Origin of the sequence: Pseudoalteromonas ulvae UL12 (genome assembly GCF_014925405.1) — a bacterium.
In the GTDB taxonomy this organism is placed as follows: Bacteria; Pseudomonadota; Gammaproteobacteria; order Enterobacterales; family Alteromonadaceae; genus Pseudoalteromonas; species Pseudoalteromonas ulvae.
Genome location: NZ_AQHJ01000023.1, coordinates 350,437 through 370,689, shown reverse-complemented (window position 1 = coordinate 370,689; position 20,253 = coordinate 350,437). Strand labels below are relative to the sequence as shown.

Sequence of the window (20,253 nt, the reverse complement as noted above, 5' to 3'; positions counted from 1 at the left end):
ATGACTGATCAAATCCAAGATGAAAATAAGTTAATTGCTGAGCGTCGTGGCAAGTTAGATGCTATTCGCGTGAACTGCCCGGCAAACGGTCATCCAAATACCTTCCGTCGTGAGCATTACACGGCTGATCTGCAAGCTGAGTTTGGTGATAAATCGAAAGAAGAGTTAGTTGAACTGAACTATGTTGCTTCTATCGCCGGTCGTATTTTGGCTAAGCGTGGGCCGTTTTTTGTTGTTCAAGATATGAAAGGCCGTGTACAGGCGTATGCATCAAAAGAAGCGCAAAAAGCACTTAAAGAAAAGTATGGTCAATTAGACATCGGCGACATTATCGGCGTAACTGGTCCACTAAATAAGTCGGGTAAAGGCGATTTGTATGTCGATATGGTTGAATATCAACTATTGACTAAATCTTTGCGCCCACTGCCAGAAAAATTCCATGGCTTATCTGATCAAGAAACTAAATACCGCCAGCGCTATGTTGATTTAATCACCAATGAAGCGACCCGTGAAACGTTCCGTATTCGTTCTAAAGTTGTGGAAGGTATTCGCCGTTTCTTAGCTGAGCGTGACTTCATGGAAGTTGAAACGCCTATGTTACAGGTTATTCCAGGTGGCGCATCAGCACGTCCATTTGTGACCCATCACAATGCATTAGATATCGACATGTATCTGCGTATTGCACCTGAGCTTTACTTAAAACGTTTAGTGGTTGGTGGGTTTGATCGTGTATTTGAAATTAACCGTAACTTCCGTAACGAAGGCTTATCAACACGTCATAATCCAGAATTCACTATGATTGAGTTCTATCAGGCTTATGCTGATTACATTGATTTGATGAATATCACTGAAGACATGCTTCGTACAGTCGCGACCGATGTACTTGGTAGCCCAGTGGTGATTAATACAACCAAAGATGAAAACGGTGATGTGGTTGATTCGGTTGAATATGATTTTGGTCAACCATTTACGCGTTTAAGCATGGCTGATGCTATTTTAAAATATAATCCAGACTTTGATGCCAAGGTATTCAATGATCCAGAAAATCATTTCGAAGAGTTAAAAGCATACGCTAAGCTAGTGCATGTCAAAATCCCTGAAAAATGTGTTTGGGGCCCAGGCAAGTTCTTGTGCGAAATCTTTGAAGAGACCGCAGAGCACATGTTAATCCAACCAACGTTTATCACGGGTTACCCATGGGAAGTATCGCCACTTGCACGTCGTAACGATGAAAACCCATTTGTAACTGACCGTTTCGAGTTCTTCGTCGGTGGTCGTGAGCTTGCAAATGGTTTCTCTGAGCTTAATGATGCGCAAGATCAAGCTGAACGTTTCACTCGTCAGGTAGAAGAGAAAGACGCAGGTGATGATGAAGCAATGCACTACGATGAAGATTACATTCGTGCGTTAGAGTATGGCTTACCACCAACAGCGGGTGAGGGGATTGGTATCGATCGTCTGGTGATGTTATTCACTGATTCATCAACTATCAAAGATGTGATCTTGTTCCCGCATATGCGTCCACAAGCTGATTAATCTTGATAAGTTGAATAAAAACGCCGCTCTAGTTAGCGGCGTTTTTTTGGTTTTTATCAAATGGTTTTTACACATAGCTTAGCCATTGTCTGTTTGTGTTACCTAAACTTTTAGCACCCACTGGCAATTAACATATCCCTACCTTTAAGATTTGCACGTTTATCACCGTTATTGACCGTTTAGCACTTTGTTGCTGGATGCATCATTTAAGTCATTAATATTGGCTCCATTAAACAAGCAAGATGAAATCACTTTAAAGGAAATGAAAATGGAAGACTTAAGCGCATTATTTACCAATATGACGGCAATGGAATATGCGATTGTTGTACCACTGATGTTAGCGATTTATTTTATTCCGACAATTCTGGCGTTCTTTTTTAATCGTAAATACATAAAAATTATTGCGGCTGTAAATGTTCCTGCTGGCTTATCAATGATTGCCTGGGGTGGCCTGATTGTTGTTGCTGTGACTGGCAGTGCATCTGAAACCTTACTCAAAAAATTAAAACTGGATAAGCATTTTACGGCCAAAACGCCAACTGCAACAAAATAGTGAATACGGGTTGTTGATAAATACATTATTTTATTGCGCAACTAGGCAGGAGTGAGTATGGTTATTGCGCAATAAATTCAATAAATAAGCAGTTCTGTTCAAACTATAGTCATACGACTTAAAATGCACAGAAAAGTGTTTGACTTATTTTCTGAATTCTTTATTATACGCCCCACAAGACGGAGAGGTGGCCGAGTGGCCGAAGGCGCTCCCCTGCTAAGGGAGTATAGGGTTTGTAGCCCTATCGAGGGTTCGAATCCCTCCTTCTCCGCCATTTTTTGAATGGTTGTCTTGTAAATCTGGACGCATAGCTCAGCTGGATAGAGTACTCGGCTACGAACCGAGCGGTCGGAGGTTCGAATCCTCCTGCGTCCACCATCTTTTCTCGATGTAAAAATTGAAGTTCATCAGTAATGAACTAAAACTTTACTATCCGATGGACGCATAGCTCAGCTGGATAGAGTACTCGGCTACGAACCGAGCGGTCGGAGGTTCGAATCCTCCTGCGTCCACCATCTTTTCTCGATGTAAAAATTGAAGTTCATCAGTAATGAACTAAAACTTTACTATCCGATGGACGCATAGCTCAGCTGGATAGAGTACTCGGCTACGAACCGAGCGGTCGGAGGTTCGAATCCTCCTGCGTCCACCATCTTTTCTCGATGTAAAAATTGAAGTTCATCAGTAATGAACTAAAACTTTACTATCCGATGGACGCATAGCTCAGCTGGATAGAGTACTCGGCTACGAACCGAGCGGTCGGAGGTTCGAATCCTCCTGCGTCCACCATCTTTTCTCGATGTAAAAATTGAAGTTCCTTTAGTAATGAACTAAAACTTTACTACCCGATATGGACGCATAGCTCAGCTGGATAGAGTACTCGGCTACGAACCGAGCGGTCGGAGGTTCGAATCCTCCTGCGTCCACCATCATTCATCTTCGGATGAATAAGAAGCCTACAGTTGTGTAGGTTTTTTTATGTCTTCTTTCTAGGTCATTTAGAAAGGTTCAGAGTATGAACTAAAAACACTCATCAATCTGGACGCATAGCTCAGCTGGATAGAGTACTCGGCTACGAACCGAGCGGTCGGAGGTTCGAATCCTCCTGCGTCCACCATCTTTTCTCGATGTAAAAATTGAAGTTCATCAGTAATGAACTAAAACTTTACTATCCGATGGACGCATAGCTCAGCTGGATAGAGTACTCGGCTACGAACCGAGCGGTCGGAGGTTCGAATCCTCCTGCGTCCACCATCTTTTCTCGATGTAAAAATTGAAGTTCATCAGTAATGAACTAAAACTTTACTATCCGATGGACGCATAGCTCAGCTGGATAGAGTACTCGGCTACGAACCGAGCGGTCGGAGGTTCGAATCCTCCTGCGTCCACCATCTTTTCTCGATGTAAAAATTGAAGTTCATCAGTAATGAACTAAAACTTTACTATCCGATGGACGCATAGCTCAGCTGGATAGAGTACTCGGCTACGAACCGAGCGGTCGGAGGTTCGAATCCTCCTGCGTCCACCATCTTTTCTCGATGTAAAAATTGAAGTTCATCAGTAATGAACTAAAACTTTACTATCCGATGGACGCATAGCTCAGCTGGATAGAGTACTCGGCTACGAACCGAGCGGTCGGAGGTTCGAATCCTCCTGCGTCCACCATCTTTTCTCGATGTAAAAATTGAAGTTCATCAGTAATGAACTAAAACTTTACTATCCGATGGACGCATAGCTCAGCTGGATAGAGTACTCGGCTACGAACCGAGCGGTCGGAGGTTCGAATCCTCCTGCGTCCACCATCTTCATCTCCAGATGAATAAAACAACCTACTACGATGTAGGTTTTTTTGTGCCTAAAATTTATATTTTATCGTTAGATACTCTCTGTTACATATACATTGATCAGTTTGCTGCAATTTGGCGTATAGTTTTAATTAATCATTCTTAAGTTTAACTGGCGATGAATTCACGTAATTTTATACTGATCATTTTGTGCGTTTTTGCTTTAAGTGGCTGCTCAACTACGTTTATATACAACAACCTTCCTTGGCTAGCTGATTATTGGGTCGATGATTACGTTGATTTAGACAAGCAACAATCAAAACAGCTAAAAGCTGAGGTTGCAAAGCTAAGGCGTTGGCATCGTACACACGCTTTACCTCAATATCGTCAATTGTTAATCGAAATAAAAGCAGGGATCAATAAACCTATCGATGTTCAGCAATTACTTGATTGGCGCGCACAATCCCTAGTGTATTGGCAAGATGCCGTTCGCAAGGCCAATGATCCGATATTAGAGTTAGCTGTTAGTTTATCGGCACAACAGAAACAAGAGTTTGTTGAAAATGTCAGTGAAAAAATATCGCGCCAATTAAATGAGTTCACTGAGCTAAGCGAGCAAGAGAAACTTGAGATGCGCATTGAGCACATGCTCAACAGTTATAAAAATTGGCTGGGCAAACTAAGTGACGCGCAAGTATCGCTCATCGAAGAAGCGGCTTTAGCAACGGCTTCTACAAAAGCTCATAGGTTTGAATACACACAACGCCGATTAGACGCGCTGAGAAATGTATTCTCATTAGCGTCATCAGATGAACTTGTATTTCGTGCTCAGTTGACTGACATTATTGTTAATACCGAGCAGTTTAAATCAGCGCAATTTATTGCACTTTCTGCCATTGATAATCATACACATGCAAATTTGCAATTGCGTATCCTCACCACATTATCAGCTAAACAGCAGCGCCATTTAATAAAAGAGTTCGATAAGTGGATTGATGATATTGATACGCTAATTGAAGATGGCGATTGATGAGGTTTATCGAGATATTATGGGCAGCAGAGAATGTTTAGGGTATGATCTGTTCTTTTTTTCAGCTGAGTTTTCATGTCATTTAATTTTAGTTTCGTATTAGATAAAACGTATTTTACAGAGTGCTTTGAGCAATCGGAGATCATTAATTTAGCGCCCAAGCGCAAGCTAATTTTTGCTTGTTTTGTGTTCGTCATTGGCTTTTTACTCAATACTATTAGCGAAACCAGCAAGTTTTCAGCATATTTATTAATGGGAATTGGGGTGTTAGAGCTAATTGCTTTTTACTATCGCAAGCCTTGGTGGGTGACAAGACAAATGTGGAGTCGCTCTGCTAATGTAACGGTGACACTGATAATAGATGAAGAAAAAATAGCCACGCAAAGTATTCACCATCAATTATCGGTTAAATGGGCTGATTTAACCGATCTCATTGATACGCCCCTTGGCCTGATCCTAGTGACAAACAATCAAGGCCGACATTATTTATCGAAAAAATGTATGAATGATGAGGCACTCGCTTTCATTCGCTCAGCAATCAAAGATTAAAAAAGGGCAAAAGACACATGCCTTTTGCCCTTTTTTGTTAGTGATATAAACGACGCCAAGCACAGGTGCGATAGCCATTTTTTTCAAAGTAAAAACTTGAACAATTATCGTCGTAATTGCTGTTTCCAACATCTACGCGATAGCCACTAATGTATTGATTGTGTAGGGATACAAAGCGGCCATTATAAAGTAAGGACCAATGTATGTGTGGGCCACTTGATTGGCCGCCTTCACACAGTGCTTGTGAGTAATTACTTGCATATCGGCCTAACCACGCTCCAGCTGGCACCACGTCCCCTGAGTTATATTGCAAACTATCCATATGGTAGTAGCTGGTTGCGTAACCATTAGGATGAGTAACCCGAATATTACATGATGAATAGCGCGTCACTGTGCCGCCATGAGATGCCTGAACCCAAGGCGTACTACTGCCCCAACCACCTGAGCCATTGTTAAAGTCTAATGAAGAATAGGGGTAACCGGAACCTGTATTCGAATGAGCGCCACCACTATACCAGGCATATCCGCTTGGCCAAGGAAGCGAAATACTAAAATTTGCAGCCGGCTCAACTGCTTGAGATGTATTGACTGGTTGTTGGCTTTTTAGCGGGTCAATTAATAACGATTCTCCATCGAATAAGACTGAATAGCGAGACAATAGATCACTCATAGTATGCTGGTTATGAGGCTCAGCTGCGGACTTATTTGCGTGATTGTTATCTTGATTGAGCAAGCTAACCAATGCCAATGTTGCCGGTGTGTTAGAGGTGATCCGCTGTGTTGATTGTTGAGTAAGCATTTGTTCAAAAGCATAAAACCGAGCACTAAGCTGAAGCGCGACATCTTCAACTTGTTGATCAAAACCTTGTTTGCCAGAGAGGCCTTGTAATGGAGAAGTTAATTTCTCAGTATCTGGCTCTGAAATTAACTCACTTTGCAGTTCAATAAGTGCAAGCAATAGTTTTGGGCTAATACTGGCATATCCCGCCCAATGTAAAATGACTTCTTTTTTATGGGCGAGTGATGGGGCATAAAGGGAGAAGTAATTGTCCCAATCAATGGTGTTGAGTTGATTGTTAAAGACAAATGCATCCGTTGAGATAATTTGTAAACTATTGCTGTTTAGCGCAGTGATATCCTGACGCGTTAAATCAAACTGCGTATCATAGTGAGCGGCTGAAGCTATTTGCTGACTGAATACAGCAGAAATAAATGTTGCGGCTAAGCTTATTGTAATCATTGAACGACCGTGATTCATAATGTGTTCCCTTCTTTTGTACCTGTTATTGTTAATTCCACTTTAGAAGAATTGTTTCATTTTTGTAATATATTTTATTTGTACCTTTTATGGGTTTTTGTAATAAGGGCTGGTTTTAAATTCTGTATAAAAATGTTTACTTATTGAACATTTTTTATCTATAAATAAGTAATTCAAAGAGTTATGAATGGAGTCCTTGTCATGTTTATAAGGGAGCTGTTCTGTTGAAAAATGACGAATGGGGTTATCGCTGTGATATCCAGTGATTATTCACATTCTAGTTTACGTTAACGTCAATGTATTTTGCTTGTTAATTGGTAATACCAATTAACTATTATTAAAGTTCTCATCGCATTTTTAAGGTTGTGCGTCATGTTTAAAGCTTGATGAACCTCTTGAAATTTATTTATTTTCATTGGTTTGTATTAAATGTGTCATTTGCTTTGTATGTGCGAGCTTGAAAAATCTACATGTTGTTCGCTGTTAATTTTATGTTTGCTATGTTAGTTTAAGATTAATTGGTTTTACCAATTGACAATCATTTGTGTGTGACTATCATAAATGCGCTTATTGGTTGTGAATTTTTATCTAGTTTTGTTGGTTATTTATCTGCTTATTCGTGGGGGTGAGGAAATGGATATAGCGTCAAGTTTGGTGCAGGCAGCTAATTTAATGTTAACCGGTATGGCGGTGGTTTTTATATTTCTAGCCATACTCATTGGTGCAATTAAGTTAATGAGTTTTTTAGTCGGCCAAGAGCCTGAGCCGGTTGTGACTAAATCACAATCGAGTTTTAAAGCACCAGGGGTCAGCAATGCTCATATCGCAGCGATATCAGCTGCCGTTCATCAGTACCGAAATAAACAAAAATAATAGGGGTCAGAAATGTCTAAATTAAAATTAACCGAACTTGTTTTACGTGACGCCCATCAATCATTATTAGCGACACGCCTTCGTCTTGAAGACATGTTGCCTATTGCAGAAAAGCTTGATCAAGCAGGGTATTGGTCTATCGAATCATGGGGTGGTGCCACCTTTGATTCGTGCATTCGTTATTTAGGTGAAGATCCTTGGGAGCGTATTCGCGCCCTAAAAAAAGCCATGCCAAATACCAAGCAACAAATGTTACTCCGCGGTCAAAATTTATTAGGTTACCGTCATTATGCCGATGATGTAGTCGAAAAATTTGTTGAACGTGCTCATGCAAATGGTGTGGATGTCTTTCGTATTTTTGATGCGATGAATGATGTACGTAACCTTGAAACCGCAATTAAAGCGGCCATTAAAGTAGGCGCTCACGCCCAAGGTACGATTTCTTATACTGTTAGTCCGGTTCATACCTTAGATATGTGGTTAACCCTTGCCAAGCAGCTTGAGGACATGGGCTGTCACTCTATTTGTATTAAAGATATGGCTGGGTTATTAAAGCCATACGATGCAGAAGAGTTAATTAAAGCTTTAAAAGAAACCGTGTCAATTCCGATTGCGATGCAGTGTCATGCCACAACTGGATTAAGTACAGCGACTTATCAAAAAGCCATTGACGCGGGCATTGATATGCTCGACACCGCGATTTCATCAATGAGTATGACATATGGTCATAGCGCAACCGAAACGATAGTGTCTATTGTGGAAGGAACGGCTCGTGATACCGGCTTAAATCTTGGTGAGCTGGAAGAAATTGCAGCGTATTTCCGTGATGTTCGTAAAAAATATGCAGCTTTTGAAGGGAGTTTAAAGGGCGTTGACGGACGTATTTTGTTGGCGCAGGTGCCGGGTGGCATGTTAACCAATATGGAAAACCAACTGAAAGAGCAAGGTGCAGGCGATAAGCTTGATCAGGTACTACTTGAAATTCCGAAAGTGCGTGAAGATTTAGGCTTTTTGCCATTAGTGACTCCGACCTCTCAAATTGTCGGTACACAAGCGGTGCTTAACGTACTTACTGGCGAGCGTTATAAAACAATTACTAAAGAAACAGCAGGTGTTTTAAAGGGGGAATATGGCTCGACACCAGCTCCGGTTAATTTAGCCTTACAAGAACGAGTGTTGGCTGGAGCTGAAGTTATTAGTTGTCGTCCAGCTGATTTAATTAAACCTGAGCTTGATGTGTTGCAAAAAGAGTTGTTAGAGATAGCTGAGAAAGAAGGCGTTAAATTAGCCGACGAAAGCATTGATGATGTGCTTACATATGCACTGTTTCCGCAAATTGGTCTGAAATTCCTTAAAAACAAGGATAATCCAGCGGTATTTGAACCCGTCCCAACAGGTGAAAATCCAAAACAGAGCAATGCCACGTCAGAAAGTAAAGCGCCTGGCAGCTCACCTGAACAATATAGCGTCCAAGTTGATGGTAAAGTGTATGACGTTGTGGTTGCGCCCAATGGTCAATTAAAAGATGTGCAACTCAAAGATAGTGAGTTAATTCCACAATCTGCATCAGTGGAAGGGGGAGAAACCTTAAATGCCCCATTAGCAGGTAATATCTTCAAAGTGAAAGTGAAACCAGGTCAACAAGTAGAGCGTGGGGATGTGGTTATCATCATGGAAGCGATGAAAATGGAAACCGAAATTCGTGCTGTGAGTTCGGGCACGATTGCAGAAATATTTACCTCTGAAGGTGCCTCTGTCACGACAGGCGAGCCTTTATTGTCACTAGTTTAGAGGTTTTTATGGAAGCATTGCTTAACTTATGGCAAGCAACAGGGCTTGCCAACTTTGTCTTGCCACAGCTTATTATGATTGCTGTTGGTTTTATTCTTCTTTATTTAGCAATTGCACGTGGGTTTGAACCTCTATTGCTTGTGCCAATCGGATTTGGAGCCTTGTTGACGAATATTCCGTTAGCTGGTTTATCTGAGCCGGGAGGGTTGCTTTACTACGTTTATTACATAGGTATTGATACAGGTGTCTTCCCATTATTAATTTTTATGGGTGTCGGTGCGTTAACTGACTTTAGTGCGTTAATTGCGAACCCAAGAATGTTATTACTGGGGGCTGCAGCGCAATTTGGTATTTTTGCGACCTTATTTGGCGCGATATTACTTAACTTTATTCCAGGATTTGAGTTCAGTTTGGCTGATGCATCTGCAATTGCAATCATTGGGGGAGCGGATGGGCCTACAGCGATATTTTTAGCTTCTAAACTAGCTCCTGAACTACTCGGTGCAATTGCTGTTGCTGCTTATTCGTATATGGCGCTTGTGCCAATCATTCAACCGCCAATTATGCGAGCGTTAACCACAGAAGAAGATCGTGCGATTCAAATGCCGCAACTGCGGACAGTCTCGAAAAAAGAAAAAATTATTTTTCCTTTAATGGTGTTGGCATTAGTTGCGATGTTTTTGCCTGCCGCAGCGCCGTTAGTTGGCATGTTCTGCCTAGGTAATTTAATGAAAGAGTCAGGTGTGGTCGATCGCTTAAGTGGCACAGCACAAAATGAACTGATTAATATTACAACGATATTTTTGGGTCTAGCTGTCGGTTCTAAGTTATCTGCGGAGCAATTTTTAACAGTTGAAACCTTAGGTATTTTATTACTAGGCGCTGTTGCTTTTGGAATTGGTACGGCTTCAGGTGTGTTTATGGCTAAGTTAATGAATAAGTTCTCTAAAACCCCGATCAATCCACTGATTGGTGCCGCTGGAGTATCAGCAGTACCGATGGCCGCACGTGTTGTCAATAAGGTTGGATTGGAGTCAAACCCGCATAACTTCTTACTGATGCACGCAATGGGACCCAATGTGGCGGGTGTATTAGGTAGTGCGGTTGCTGCGGGTATTTTATTGGCACTAGTTGGTTAGGTTTTTGTGGCGCGTCTCCCAACGTAGTTACTTTTTGGCGGCCTGATAGGCCGCTTTTTTTATTGGTAAATCCGACCGCAACCCAGTACAGTCTAGGTGAGTTAACCAAGTAAAGGTTAATTAAAGTATCACGCAATAAGGAGTTGGATTTGGCTGTTTTGATTATTTTAGGTGTATTAGTGATAGCGCTTGTGGTGGTGCTGCCATTGATAGAACGATTTGGCCCACACTACAATCAAGCGCAACAAGCTAAAATAAGTCGATTTATTTGGCCAATGGTCTTTATATTGTTGCTCGCCCAGCTGGTTAACCACCTCTTTTTACATTAAGCCCGTTATAGACAATCTTCCGGAGTTAAATGCTTTACGGCGCGAACCTAGGTGTTAAAGAGTTCGGTTTTGCGCTGTCTCCTTGGGTATAATCACAGACGCCTTCGGGGAAAATTTCAGTGAGCTGAGGTAAGTAATCTTGCATATTATGATTACCATAATGCCCCTTATTAATGGCTTGTTGAACTGGGATGGTATGGCATTTGAAAATACTGCCTTGCCATGGCCCACCAGCTTGGATCCGGCTATTTGTATAGATTTTAAAATGTTTTGCGCATGGCCCTTGTATTTGGTTGTTCCAGCTGTCATTCCAGACAGTGTCACCTTGAGCGATAATTTCTCCCTCTTTATCGAAACACCGATCACTAACGAGAGTGTCGTTAGGCTTACCCTTTAACAGCCAGTCATCCATGGCTTGAAATGCTTCGTCCATCGGGGTGAACTCTGCATCGGCTATCCAAATTTTGTGATTTTTAGCCGTACCTGTTTGCTCTAAAATACGCAAGCGAGTGGCAAATACAGTAGAGACATGATGCATATCAAGCTGTTCTTCGAGATAATGATGAATATCAATGGTCGGAATGTCGTTGTAGCCTAAAAACACTTGCCCATACCGGTAAGCATTTTCAACTGCTTTTAATGAAGCGCGACTTCGCGGGGCTGGAGTGTGTGAACTTTGTGTAATGTTATGATTACTCCACTGGGTGAGCCAAATACCAATTTTAGTAAAGGGAATAAACAGTAGTTGCTCTTTGGTCATTTCATTGGCACTTTTCCAACCACCAATATGAAAATTAAGATCAATAAACTCTTCAGCAGTAATGACATCCTCTTGCAGAGCTTTTAAGCCATATTGCACACCCTGATTATCCCAAATAGAGTGTGCATAGCCATGTTGATCTTTGCCAAATACATTGGCTAAATCTTGCCAGTAGCTCCAATGGGTTATTTCTTTAACATGAGGGGAGTAAGTCTTACGCAGAAATCCTTGGTCAGGGTTATTGACCAGTGCGCTTAAGCCAAAGTAACCATTGACACACTCACTATAAATCTTTGGTAAGTAAATAGGTTTCGCATTGAGCAACTGATTTATCGGATAAAAAAACCAAGATTTGTGTTCAAGCTGCTCACTATTGAGTCCTTCAAGTGCACGCTTTTTGTTTTGATCATCCCAATACGCCAGATCACTGCGAAATGTGTAGTAGTTATTAAATAAGTCGCAATCTAGTGCGTATAAGGTTTGGCTGACCATATCTGGATAAGAATAGAGAGGCAATGCTCCATCGATAAGGCCTGGTGCATTTTGAGCTAATAAATACTGTGCCAGTCCTCCGCCAGAGCCGCCAATGCCAACGGTATAAAGAGGGTCGCCATACAGGCTAATGAATTGTTTTTTTACTCTTAAAGCGGTGTCCTCAGCTTGCAGCATATTATAAGTATGGCTGGTTTTATTCCCGGAGCTGGAGATAACGGCGTAACCTTTTTTAAGTTGTCCAAAGCGGCGTTCAATGAGTTTTTGCGGCGCAAATTTTCCTTGGCGAAACCCGATCCCAACTCCTCCAGCAAACTGGTATATCAAACGCTTATTCCATAAACTTTGTGCTGTCCTGTTTGTCCACTCACTTTGCTCAATGGGCATCATCAACGTATAGATATATCGATTTATGGTGCCTTGTTCGACTCTTAGTAATATTTCATCTGCTTTTAGCGTTAGGGTCTCGAGGTTGAATACTTCTGTGCTGTGTTCTGGGCTGCTTGCGATAAAAAAGCGTATTTGAGTTTTAATAATGCAGTCTTTACTGAAGCCAATAACTTTGTTAGTCAGTTGACCATTTTGCTCCATAAACACAGGGGTACCTAGCAATTCATGATTATCAACTTCGGGTTGCCCTAAACCTGATTCCCACGTTGAACAGGCAAAAGGGTAAGTCAAATCACCTGAAAAGAGCGGCAAGGTTGGGCCTATTTCTCCAACTTTTATCGGGTATGAGTAAGGATCTGAGGGTCTTTTGCTAAAACGCAGGTGAGAGTCAACATCAATTAAAGGAGCTGGCGTATTGGTTGCAACCGTTAAAACTTGGCGGTATTGATAGGGGGTCTCACTGCACGTCGAGAGTGTTAAGGTATAGAAAAAGATAATCAAACAAGACTTAAATACGTTCATCTTCACCTCCTAAACTTCATAATCTAAGTATAGGAAAGCAAAATTGAGCTGGGACAGTTTTTTCAAAGAATAAAAAAGGCTGTTATAAAACAGCCTTTTATGAAAACTAAATAATCGTTAGTTCATCGCTAATTGTAATTCACGTTTAACAATTAATTGTGCCAGCATTTGATCTGCAACGGGTTTAAATTTTGCGAGTTCCGTTTGGTTGAGTGATTCAGATTTAGGCAGTTTGACTGTTTTAGGATTGCGATGAACCCCATTAACTAAGAACTCATAATGCAAATGCGCGCCTGTAACACGACCTGTCGCACCCACAGTACCGATGAGTTGTCCTTGTTTTACTTTGGCACCTGTTTTGACTTTACGTTTATGTAAATGCAAGTATTTAGTAACATATTGGGTACCGTGCTGGATAAACACATAGTTGCCATTATATTTGCTGTACCCTGATTTAATCACCTTACCATTACCAGAGGCCATTACAGGAGTACCGGTTCTTGCCGCATAATCAATGCCTCGGTGCGCTTTAATTTTACCTGTGACGGGGTGCTTTCTTCTTGGGTTAAAGCTTGAGCTAATATATTTAAAGTTTACGGGCGCGCGTAAAAAGGCTTTACGCATACTGCGACCTTCAGGTGTGTAATAGTTACCGTCTTCATGTAACACTGCAGAAAAGTGTTCACCTTGGTTAATAAACTCAGCAGCAATCACATTACCGGTTCCAATGTATTCCCCTTCGATGTGTTTGGTCTCATAGATTAACGTGAAGCTGTCATCTTTTCGGATATCATTGGCAAAATCGATATCCCAACCAAAAATATCAGCAAAGTTCATTATTTGTTTTTCAGTTAATCCTGCTTCAATGCCGGCATTCCAAAAATTAGTGCGAATGGTCCCTGCTGTAATTTGATTACGCGTTTCTATTTTTTTGCTTGAAATTGAACTTTGATATGCGTCATTTTCATCAAGGGATACAAGTAGAGTATCTGTTTGACTTAATTCATATTTTAAATGGCTGAGCTGTTCATTACTGTCTTTAGCAAAATAAAGTACTTCACCCGGGTGAATATTGGTTAATTGCTTGGTTTGTTTATCAGTATTAATCAGTTTATGAAGAGTCTGAGCTGAAAAGCCCGCTCGTTTAAATATAAGAGCTAAGTTATCACCTTTTTTAACTGTGAATGCTTTGTAGGCGATATTTTCAACGCTGTCGGCTTTAAGTGCAGTTGATGATGTGTCGGTTATTGATTTATCAGCAATTTTAATTGCGACATCATAACGTTTACCGACCTCTAAACCAGTTTGATTATTATCTTTAGAAGCTTTGGCTTTTTCTGAAGTGGTTAGGGTTAGGGTTAAAATGACTGCGAAAAATACTAAAATAAGTATTTTATGTTTCTTGGGTAATTTGTGGACCACAGCAACCATGATTAACCTTTTCTAACTAAACGCTACTTTATAACAATTTTCAGCATATAACGATTATAGCGCTAATACCAGTGGTTTGTGCATTTAAAGTCCATAAATAATGAGTTAGAATCGAGTAAATATATGTAATGTGACAAAAGACGAGTCGTTGTTTTTTGCCAACATTCTCAGCTTAATGTTATTTGGAGAAATCAATGGCTGATTTACAAGCCGCGTTAGCAGAAATTAAACGTGGCGCTGAAGAAATACTGATCGAAGAAGAGCTCGTTGAAAAACTTAAATCAGGTAAAAAACTAAAAATCAAAGCGGGCTTTGATCCAACCGCTCCAGATTTACATTTGGGGCACACAGTACTAATTAATAAAATGAAGACTTTTCAGGACTTAGGTCATGAAGTGATTTTCTTAATTGGTGATTTCACGGGTATGATTGGTGATCCGACCGGCAAAAATGTAACGCGTAAACCATTGACTCGTGAAGATGTTCTAGCCAATGCAGAAACATATAAAGAGCAAGTGTTTAAGATTTTAGATCCAGCAAAAACAACCGTTGCATTTAACTCTACTTGGATGGAAAAGCTTGGTTCTGCGGGTATGATCAAATTAGCTTCTAACCAAACTGTTGCGCGTATGCTTGAGCGAGATGATTTCAAAAAGCGTTATGCAGGCGGTCAGCCCATTGCGATCCACGAGTTTTTATATCCATTAGTGCAAGGCTGGGATTCTGTTGCGCTAGAGTCAGACGTTGAGCTCGGTGGCACTGATCAACGTTTTAATTTGTTAATGGGCCGTGAGCTGCAAAAGAGCGAAGGTCAAAAACCGCAAACAGTCTTGATGATGCCACTTCTTGAAGGGACTGATGGCGTTCAAAAAATGTCTAAGTCGCTGGGTAACTATATCGGTATTACTGACAGCCCAACAGAGATGTTTGGTAAAATCATGTCTATCTCTGATGATTTGATGTGGCGTTATTATGAGTTATTAAGTGCGTTATCAATTGAACAAATTGAAGAGTTAAAAGCACAAGTAGCAGAGGGTAAAAACCCACGTGATATCAAGATTTCTTTTGCACAAGAAATGATTACCCGTTTTCATAGTGAAGATGATGCAGAAGCTGCTTATCAAGATTTTATTAATCGTTTTCAAAAGAAAGCATTGCCAGATGATATCCCTGAAGTAACTGTCACGATTGAGACTGACGTGATCTCAATTGCTAATTTACTTAAAGAAGCAGGGTTGGTTGCCAGTACTTCAGAAGCGATGCGCATGATTAAGCAAGGTGCGGTAAAGCTTAATGGTGAAGATAAAATCACTGATACCAAACTTGAAATCAGTAAAGGTACACAAGAAATTTATCAAGTAGGTAAACGTAAGTTTGCTAATATTTCTGTCGTATAATTATTTCTGATTTTAAAAAAACCGATAGCGTGTAACGTTATCGGTTTTTTTGTGTCTGTACTCTTTTTGACATTAACGGGGAGTCCATATAAGCCCCTAGTCAGATGTTTTTATCGGAGCGGTAATATCGCAAAGATGTTCTAAACCTTGTAATACTCTTGCCGTAAAACGGTGTAAATAATCAGGGTCGATGTAATACATGCGGTCATTTTTCACTGCGTTAATCATTTTTAAGTTTGACCACATCTCTCCATGGCCACTACTTGGGCTCTTGTTTGAAATGATAATGATGTCAGGATTCTTAAGCATGACTTGCTCTTTATTGACGGTCGGATAGGCCACTGAATGCTCAGAAAAGGGGTTAGTTAAAGCACACACATCTAATAAATTTTGGATCCAGCTATCGCCATTGGAGGTGATGATAGGCGAATGCCACACTTGAAAAAAAGTGTTTTGTTTAGGTCGGTGTTGATATTGATTTTTAATAGAGTCTAAGCGCGTTAAAAATGCTTTATTCAGTTTAGTTGCTATCGCAGTGGTATCAGTTAACTTTGCCACTTGCATCAACTGCTTTGGAATATCTTCAAGTGTATGAGGGTTTGAGATATGCACCTTAATCCCAAAACGCTTTAGTTTTTCTACTTGCGCAGATTGGGCGCTGCCTTGCCACATCAACACTAAATCAGGTTTTAAACGGATCAGGGCATCTAAATTGATCCCATTTGCATCTGATACAATCGGTTTTTTTTGTGCCTCTAAAGGGTAATCACTGTAAGCACTGACGGCGACAATTTGCTCACCTAAACCAAGTGAGTAGGCCCATTCAGTTAAATGAGGAGCCAAAGTTGCTATGCGTTGTGTGGCAAAAGAGGAAAATGAAGTACAAATTAAAAAAACGAATATCCATCTAGACTTTAAGAAAAGCAACAGCGATCTCCAATAATATTATGACACTCAACCAGAGAATTTTTACTTGGTTAAGTATGCTTAAAGCGTGCGGTATGGCACGAGCCGAAGGCAGAGGGCTTTGACTCACGCGCATTTTCGCATATCGCTTTTTTTGGTACAAGGCGGGACCACCAATTTGTATTTGCATTGCAGCCGCCATCGCGCTGAGGAGCCATCCGGTATTTTTCTGATAGAAAAATCGGCCATATTGACCCATATAGCGAATCGCGACACGGCTGTGTTTACTCAAAGCAATGGAGCATGCGACTAAGCGCGTAGGTAACCATTCAAATGTATAATTAATGACTTGCACAGGTTTGAGGAAGGCAGCATCGGGGGCCACTTTTTTTGACCAAGTATTATGGACTAAATTAATCAAGCGATAGCTTAATGCAACAAAAGGTCCAGCGACTAAAAACCAAAAAATCACCGCAAAATAATGACGCGCTAAACGCAGAACAAGTGTTTCAATACTGGCTTTAATGATGCCAACTTCCGATAAGGACGCTGTTTCTCTTCGTAACCAGAGCCTGAGCAAGTCGCGAGCGGCTGCTTTTTGGTTATGTTTGAGCAGAGTTGGGATTTTTTTGATGGCACTTTCGAGTTCTTTACTTTCAATACACAAATATAAAATGAATGCCGAAAGCCATTGCGGATAAATAGCAAAGTATAAAATCCCCCAGACTAAAGCCAGTATGGTTAATACTGGTAAAATAAGCCCTAGCGTACCCGCTAAATATTGATATTGCGCAGTGGATTGAGAATCAAAAATACGAGACTGAATGTTGCTAAAAATGAGCTTAAATAAAGTGAATGGGTGATAGGCGCGGGAAAGAGGCAATATGCGCTCGGCGCAGATTGCCACAAGCAATAAAATAAAGCCCAAATGTTGTTGGGCGATATCAAGGAGCACTTAAAGAGTCACACCTTGTAAATTAGTGAGTAATGCAGTCACCATCTTTGATGAATTTTCTGAGGCTGTTACTAGGTATGCTTCAAATGACTCTGGCGATTCTTTACCTGCAATATCCGATAATGAGCGGATCACCACAAAAGGAGTGTTGAGCTGATGACACGTTTGCGCAATTGATGCACCTTCCATCTCAACGGCAAGCATTGATGGGAATTGTGTACGTGTTGCTTCAATGCGCACAGGATCACACATAAATGAATCACCGGTACAGATAAGGCCCGTCATCGTTTTTACACTATCTAATGACGCAATAGCTTGTTGCGCAGCTTCAATCAATGTTGGATGAGCCGAAAAACCCGCCGGCATATTTGGTACTTGGCCAAACTCATAACCAAATGCTGTGACATCAACATCGTGATGACGCACTTCAGATGAAATCACCACATCGCCTACATTTAAGCTTTGCTCAAACCCACCGGCTGAGCCGGTATTAATAATGCAATCAGGTGAAAAACGTTCAATTAATAGTGTTGTAGCGATACTCGATGCCACTTTACCAATGCCAGATTGAACCAAGGTAACCGTGTGCTCAGCTAACTGACCTGTATAAAAGGTAAATCCAGCAACTTGAGTTGTATTCACTTGTGTCATGGTGTCGCGCAAAATGGCCACTTCAGGCTCCATAGCGCCAATGATACCGATATTCATAAAATATAATCCTCTTTCTAGTTGTGCTGATTATACTGTGAAAGCTTAAAAATGCGAGAATCAAAGACTTAGGGATATGAAAAATCGCCACCCGAGGGCTTAAAAATGGGCTGAATTGATTGCTGGCATAATCACCAAAGTTTTGGATATGAAGTTTGCAGCGCATTGCGCTGCAAACATTACTAAGAGACCTGTGCCAAAGCAGTGGAGTTTGATGCTTTCACTTGAGAAGGAGATAATACCGCCGGACGCATAATCGTTTTTGCTTTGACTATTGGCGGTTTCACCGCTTTTTTGCCAAGTTTAAATAAAATAGCTTGGCGTACTTCAGAAGACTTATAACCAGCTTTGACTTTCATACGAATATGAGGGATACCAGCAGACTCAAGCGCGCCGCCCACAAACCAGTCTTTTTGGGCTTTATGGCCTTCTTTGTTATTGTTATTTACAAGATCTATCGCAGCGACAATATTTAAATTTTGTTTATCAAGCAAGACGAAGTCGAGCTGTTTATTTTTGGCTTTAGTCAGGGCCGTGCGTTTATTTTTTTCATTGATACCAGATTTAAAGTCAATCACATCGATTAATTTTACTCGACTGACAACTTTATAATCATTACCGACAGATTGCTCTAGCAAGGTTAAAAACGACTTTTCTACTTGCGTAAATAAACTCGTTTTACTTTTGAATGGGTAAGGGTTGCCGCTATCGGTCATTCGCCCCGCAATAACCGCTGCAATTACGACCAACACTAAAATCGATAACAGTACAAATTCCATAACTACTCCAAGACAACAAATTGACACTGCTTGGCTAAAGCACAATTTATGCCAAAAGTGATGTCTTAAAGTAAGAATGCGTGGGAGCTATGCTAAAGTGTTATCGACATAGCCCCGATATAAAAATTAAGCGGTATAACCCATTTCAACCCCTTTAACCGCGATACTGACTGCGTCATGGGCATGAAGGGATTCGTAATGGTTGATGCGTAACCAGAAATCAGAATAATCACTTTGCTGGTTGAGTATATGTTTTACTTTTCGGGCTGCATCTTCGCAAAACATTAAATTTTGACCATTGAGGCGTGCAAACTCTTGCTCATCTTCGCGTTTAACGGCTGCTTGAACGGGAGTTTTTAGCTCATTTTCAAGTGCATCAATCAAACCTAAAATATCAAAATGGCTGTCGAGTTGGTTGAGCTTTACCTTTACTTGCGCAATAGATCTTTGAGAGTGTGGTGTTGCAACAATACCTTGAGTACTGCCAAGCCATTGCATGACTTGATCTTTATCGATTGCTTGCTCGGTAAATTGCTGATCAAAAGCTTGTTGAATCAACTGGCGCGCTAAAGCAGCAGAGCATGGGCAAGTTGATGAATAAGTCACCGCGACACTTAGCTCAAGAACAACTGTTTGCTCTTTATAAGTTGCAGTAATTTCAACTGGGTAGGCTTTCCAGCCTGTTTTTCCGCTTAATAAAGAGCGACGACGCAGATGATAATCAAATTTTAAGGTAACTTGAGCTTGATCACTCAGTGAGTGATGACTGCTAATAAATTGATCTAAAACGCTAGCTAAAGTCTTTGGCGTTAATGTTTGATGATTAGAAAACTCATCCAGTGCCAAATACAAACGCGACATATGAATGCCTTTCGCTTGGGGATCATTTAAGTTGACGAAAGCTTCAGCTAATGCAGATACATGCTGTTCAGGGCTGTCTTTGCTACTAACAACGAGTGGGAGCTCAATTTGGCTCATTCCAACCCAGTCGAGTGTCCCTTCTTGTAATGCCTCAGCAGAGTGGGCAATGTCAGGCATGAATTTTTGCATCGGTTCGTTTACTCCCAGAAA

At 40.9% G+C, this 20,253-nt stretch carries 17 protein-coding genes and 12 tRNA genes; 21 read left to right on the top strand and 8 right to left on the bottom strand.

Features of this window, described 5'->3' with window-relative positions; genetic code table 11:
* From lysS to PULV_RS05170, 16 genes are all read left to right on the top strand, one after another.
* The gene (gene lysS / locus PULV_RS05245) at positions 1–1,536 is read left to right on the top strand and encodes a lysine--tRNA ligase (RefSeq protein WP_193331095.1); all 1,536 of its coding nucleotides are present in this window, start codon (positions 1–3) and stop codon (positions 1,534–1,536) included.
* 268 nt (positions 1,537–1,804) lie between these two features.
* On the top strand, positions 1,805–2,089 hold the full coding sequence (locus PULV_RS05240) for a superinfection immunity protein (RefSeq protein WP_086742587.1): 285 nt from the start codon (positions 1,805–1,807) through the stop codon (positions 2,087–2,089).
* A gap of 181 nt (positions 2,090–2,270) precedes the next feature.
* Positions 2,271–2,363: transfer RNA gene (locus PULV_RS05235), tRNA-Ser, on the top strand.
* A gap of 27 nt (positions 2,364–2,390) precedes the next feature.
* A tRNA-Arg gene (locus PULV_RS05230) sits at positions 2,391–2,467 on the top strand.
* A gap of 60 nt (positions 2,468–2,527) precedes the next feature.
* Positions 2,528–2,604 (top strand) — tRNA-Arg (locus PULV_RS05225).
* A gap of 60 nt (positions 2,605–2,664) precedes the next feature.
* Positions 2,665–2,741, top strand: a tRNA-Arg gene (locus PULV_RS05220).
* A 60-nt stretch (positions 2,742–2,801) separates the two neighbouring features.
* Positions 2,802–2,878 (top strand) — tRNA-Arg (locus PULV_RS05215).
* Between the two features lie 63 nt (positions 2,879–2,941).
* Positions 2,942–3,018 (top strand) — tRNA-Arg (locus tag PULV_RS05210).
* 111 nt (positions 3,019–3,129) lie between these two features.
* A tRNA-Arg gene (locus PULV_RS05205) sits at positions 3,130–3,206 on the top strand.
* 60 nt (positions 3,207–3,266) lie between these two features.
* Positions 3,267–3,343 (top strand) — tRNA-Arg (locus PULV_RS05200).
* Positions 3,344–3,403: 60 nt separating this feature from the next.
* A tRNA-Arg gene (locus tag PULV_RS05195) sits at positions 3,404–3,480 on the top strand.
* A 60-nt stretch (positions 3,481–3,540) separates the two neighbouring features.
* Positions 3,541–3,617: transfer RNA gene (locus tag PULV_RS05190), tRNA-Arg, on the top strand.
* A gap of 60 nt (positions 3,618–3,677) precedes the next feature.
* Positions 3,678–3,754 (top strand) — tRNA-Arg (locus tag PULV_RS05185).
* Positions 3,755–3,814: 60 nt separating this feature from the next.
* A tRNA-Arg gene (locus tag PULV_RS05180) sits at positions 3,815–3,891 on the top strand.
* A gap of 160 nt (positions 3,892–4,051) precedes the next feature.
* Complete coding sequence (locus PULV_RS05175) at positions 4,052–4,903, top strand: DUF6279 family lipoprotein (RefSeq protein WP_193331094.1); 852 nt, start codon at positions 4,052–4,054, stop codon at positions 4,901–4,903.
* A 75-nt stretch (positions 4,904–4,978) separates the two neighbouring features.
* Complete coding sequence (locus tag PULV_RS05170; RefSeq protein WP_193331093.1) at positions 4,979–5,452, top strand: YcxB family protein; 474 nt, start codon at positions 4,979–4,981, stop codon at positions 5,450–5,452.
* A gap of 37 nt (positions 5,453–5,489) precedes the next feature.
* Here the strand turns inward: PULV_RS05170 and PULV_RS05165 are convergent, their stop codons facing one another.
* Positions 5,490–6,710, bottom strand: a complete 1,221-nt coding sequence (locus PULV_RS05165; RefSeq protein WP_227009358.1) for a M23 family metallopeptidase — start codon at positions 6,708–6,710, stop codon at positions 5,490–5,492.
* 633 nt (positions 6,711–7,343) lie between these two features.
* Between PULV_RS05165 and PULV_RS05160 the strand changes: the two genes are divergently transcribed.
* From PULV_RS05160 to PULV_RS05145, 4 genes are all read left to right on the top strand, one after another.
* Complete coding sequence (locus tag PULV_RS05160; protein ID WP_086743193.1) at positions 7,344–7,583, top strand: OadG family protein; 240 nt, start codon at positions 7,344–7,346, stop codon at positions 7,581–7,583.
* Positions 7,584–7,595: 12 nt separating this feature from the next.
* Positions 7,596–9,374 (top strand): sodium-extruding oxaloacetate decarboxylase subunit alpha, encoded by a 1,779-nt coding sequence (gene oadA / locus PULV_RS05155; protein WP_086742590.1) that lies wholly within the window; start codon positions 7,596–7,598, stop codon positions 9,372–9,374.
* Positions 9,375–9,382: 8 nt separating this feature from the next.
* On the top strand, positions 9,383–10,513 hold the full coding sequence (locus PULV_RS05150; RefSeq protein WP_086742591.1) for a sodium ion-translocating decarboxylase subunit beta: 1,131 nt from the start codon (positions 9,383–9,385) through the stop codon (positions 10,511–10,513).
* A gap of 149 nt (positions 10,514–10,662) precedes the next feature.
* A complete protein-coding gene (locus tag PULV_RS05145; RefSeq protein ID WP_086742592.1) occupies positions 10,663–10,842 on the top strand; it encodes a hypothetical protein in 180 nt (59 codons plus the stop codon).
* 34 nt (positions 10,843–10,876) lie between these two features.
* On the opposite strand, the gene PULV_RS05140 is transcribed toward PULV_RS05145, so the two are convergent.
* Positions 10,877–13,006 (bottom strand): DUF6351 family protein, encoded by a 2,130-nt coding sequence (locus PULV_RS05140; protein WP_086742593.1) that lies wholly within the window; start codon positions 13,004–13,006, stop codon positions 10,877–10,879.
* Positions 13,007–13,123: 117 nt separating this feature from the next.
* On the bottom strand, positions 13,124–14,437 hold the full coding sequence (locus tag PULV_RS05135; protein ID WP_193331092.1) for a peptidoglycan DD-metalloendopeptidase family protein: 1,314 nt from the start codon (positions 14,435–14,437) through the stop codon (positions 13,124–13,126).
* A 194-nt stretch (positions 14,438–14,631) separates the two neighbouring features.
* Here PULV_RS05135 and tyrS point away from each other — a divergent pair, with 194 nt between their 5' ends.
* Positions 14,632–15,834 carry a tyrosine--tRNA ligase gene (gene tyrS, locus PULV_RS05130; RefSeq protein WP_086742595.1) on the top strand — a complete coding sequence of 401 codons (1,203 nt, stop codon included), beginning with the start codon at positions 14,632–14,634 and terminating at the stop codon, positions 15,832–15,834.
* Between the two features lie 96 nt (positions 15,835–15,930).
* Here tyrS and PULV_RS05125 read toward each other — a convergent pair whose 3' ends face one another.
* From PULV_RS05125 to folE2, 5 genes are all read right to left on the bottom strand, one after another.
* Positions 15,931–16,677 carry a cobalamin-binding protein gene (locus tag PULV_RS05125; RefSeq protein WP_193331091.1) on the bottom strand — a complete coding sequence of 249 codons (747 nt, stop codon included), beginning with the start codon at positions 16,675–16,677 and terminating at the stop codon, positions 15,931–15,933.
* Between the two features lie 64 nt (positions 16,678–16,741).
* Positions 16,742–17,695 (bottom strand): cobalamin biosynthesis protein CobD/CbiB, encoded by a 954-nt coding sequence (locus PULV_RS05120; protein ID WP_193331090.1) that lies wholly within the window; start codon positions 17,693–17,695, stop codon positions 16,742–16,744.
* Complete coding sequence (mtnN, locus tag PULV_RS05115) at positions 17,696–18,403, bottom strand: 5'-methylthioadenosine/S-adenosylhomocysteine nucleosidase (protein WP_193331089.1); 708 nt, start codon at positions 18,401–18,403, stop codon at positions 17,696–17,698.
* Between the two features lie 182 nt (positions 18,404–18,585).
* Positions 18,586–19,182 carry a DUF2726 domain-containing protein gene (locus tag PULV_RS05110; protein ID WP_086742599.1) on the bottom strand — a complete coding sequence of 199 codons (597 nt, stop codon included), beginning with the start codon at positions 19,180–19,182 and terminating at the stop codon, positions 18,586–18,588.
* Positions 19,183–19,308: 126 nt separating this feature from the next.
* On the bottom strand, positions 19,309–20,232 hold the full coding sequence (gene folE2 / locus PULV_RS05105; RefSeq protein WP_193331088.1) for a GTP cyclohydrolase FolE2: 924 nt from the start codon (positions 20,230–20,232) through the stop codon (positions 19,309–19,311).
* Positions 20,233–20,253 lie beyond the last annotated feature (21 nt).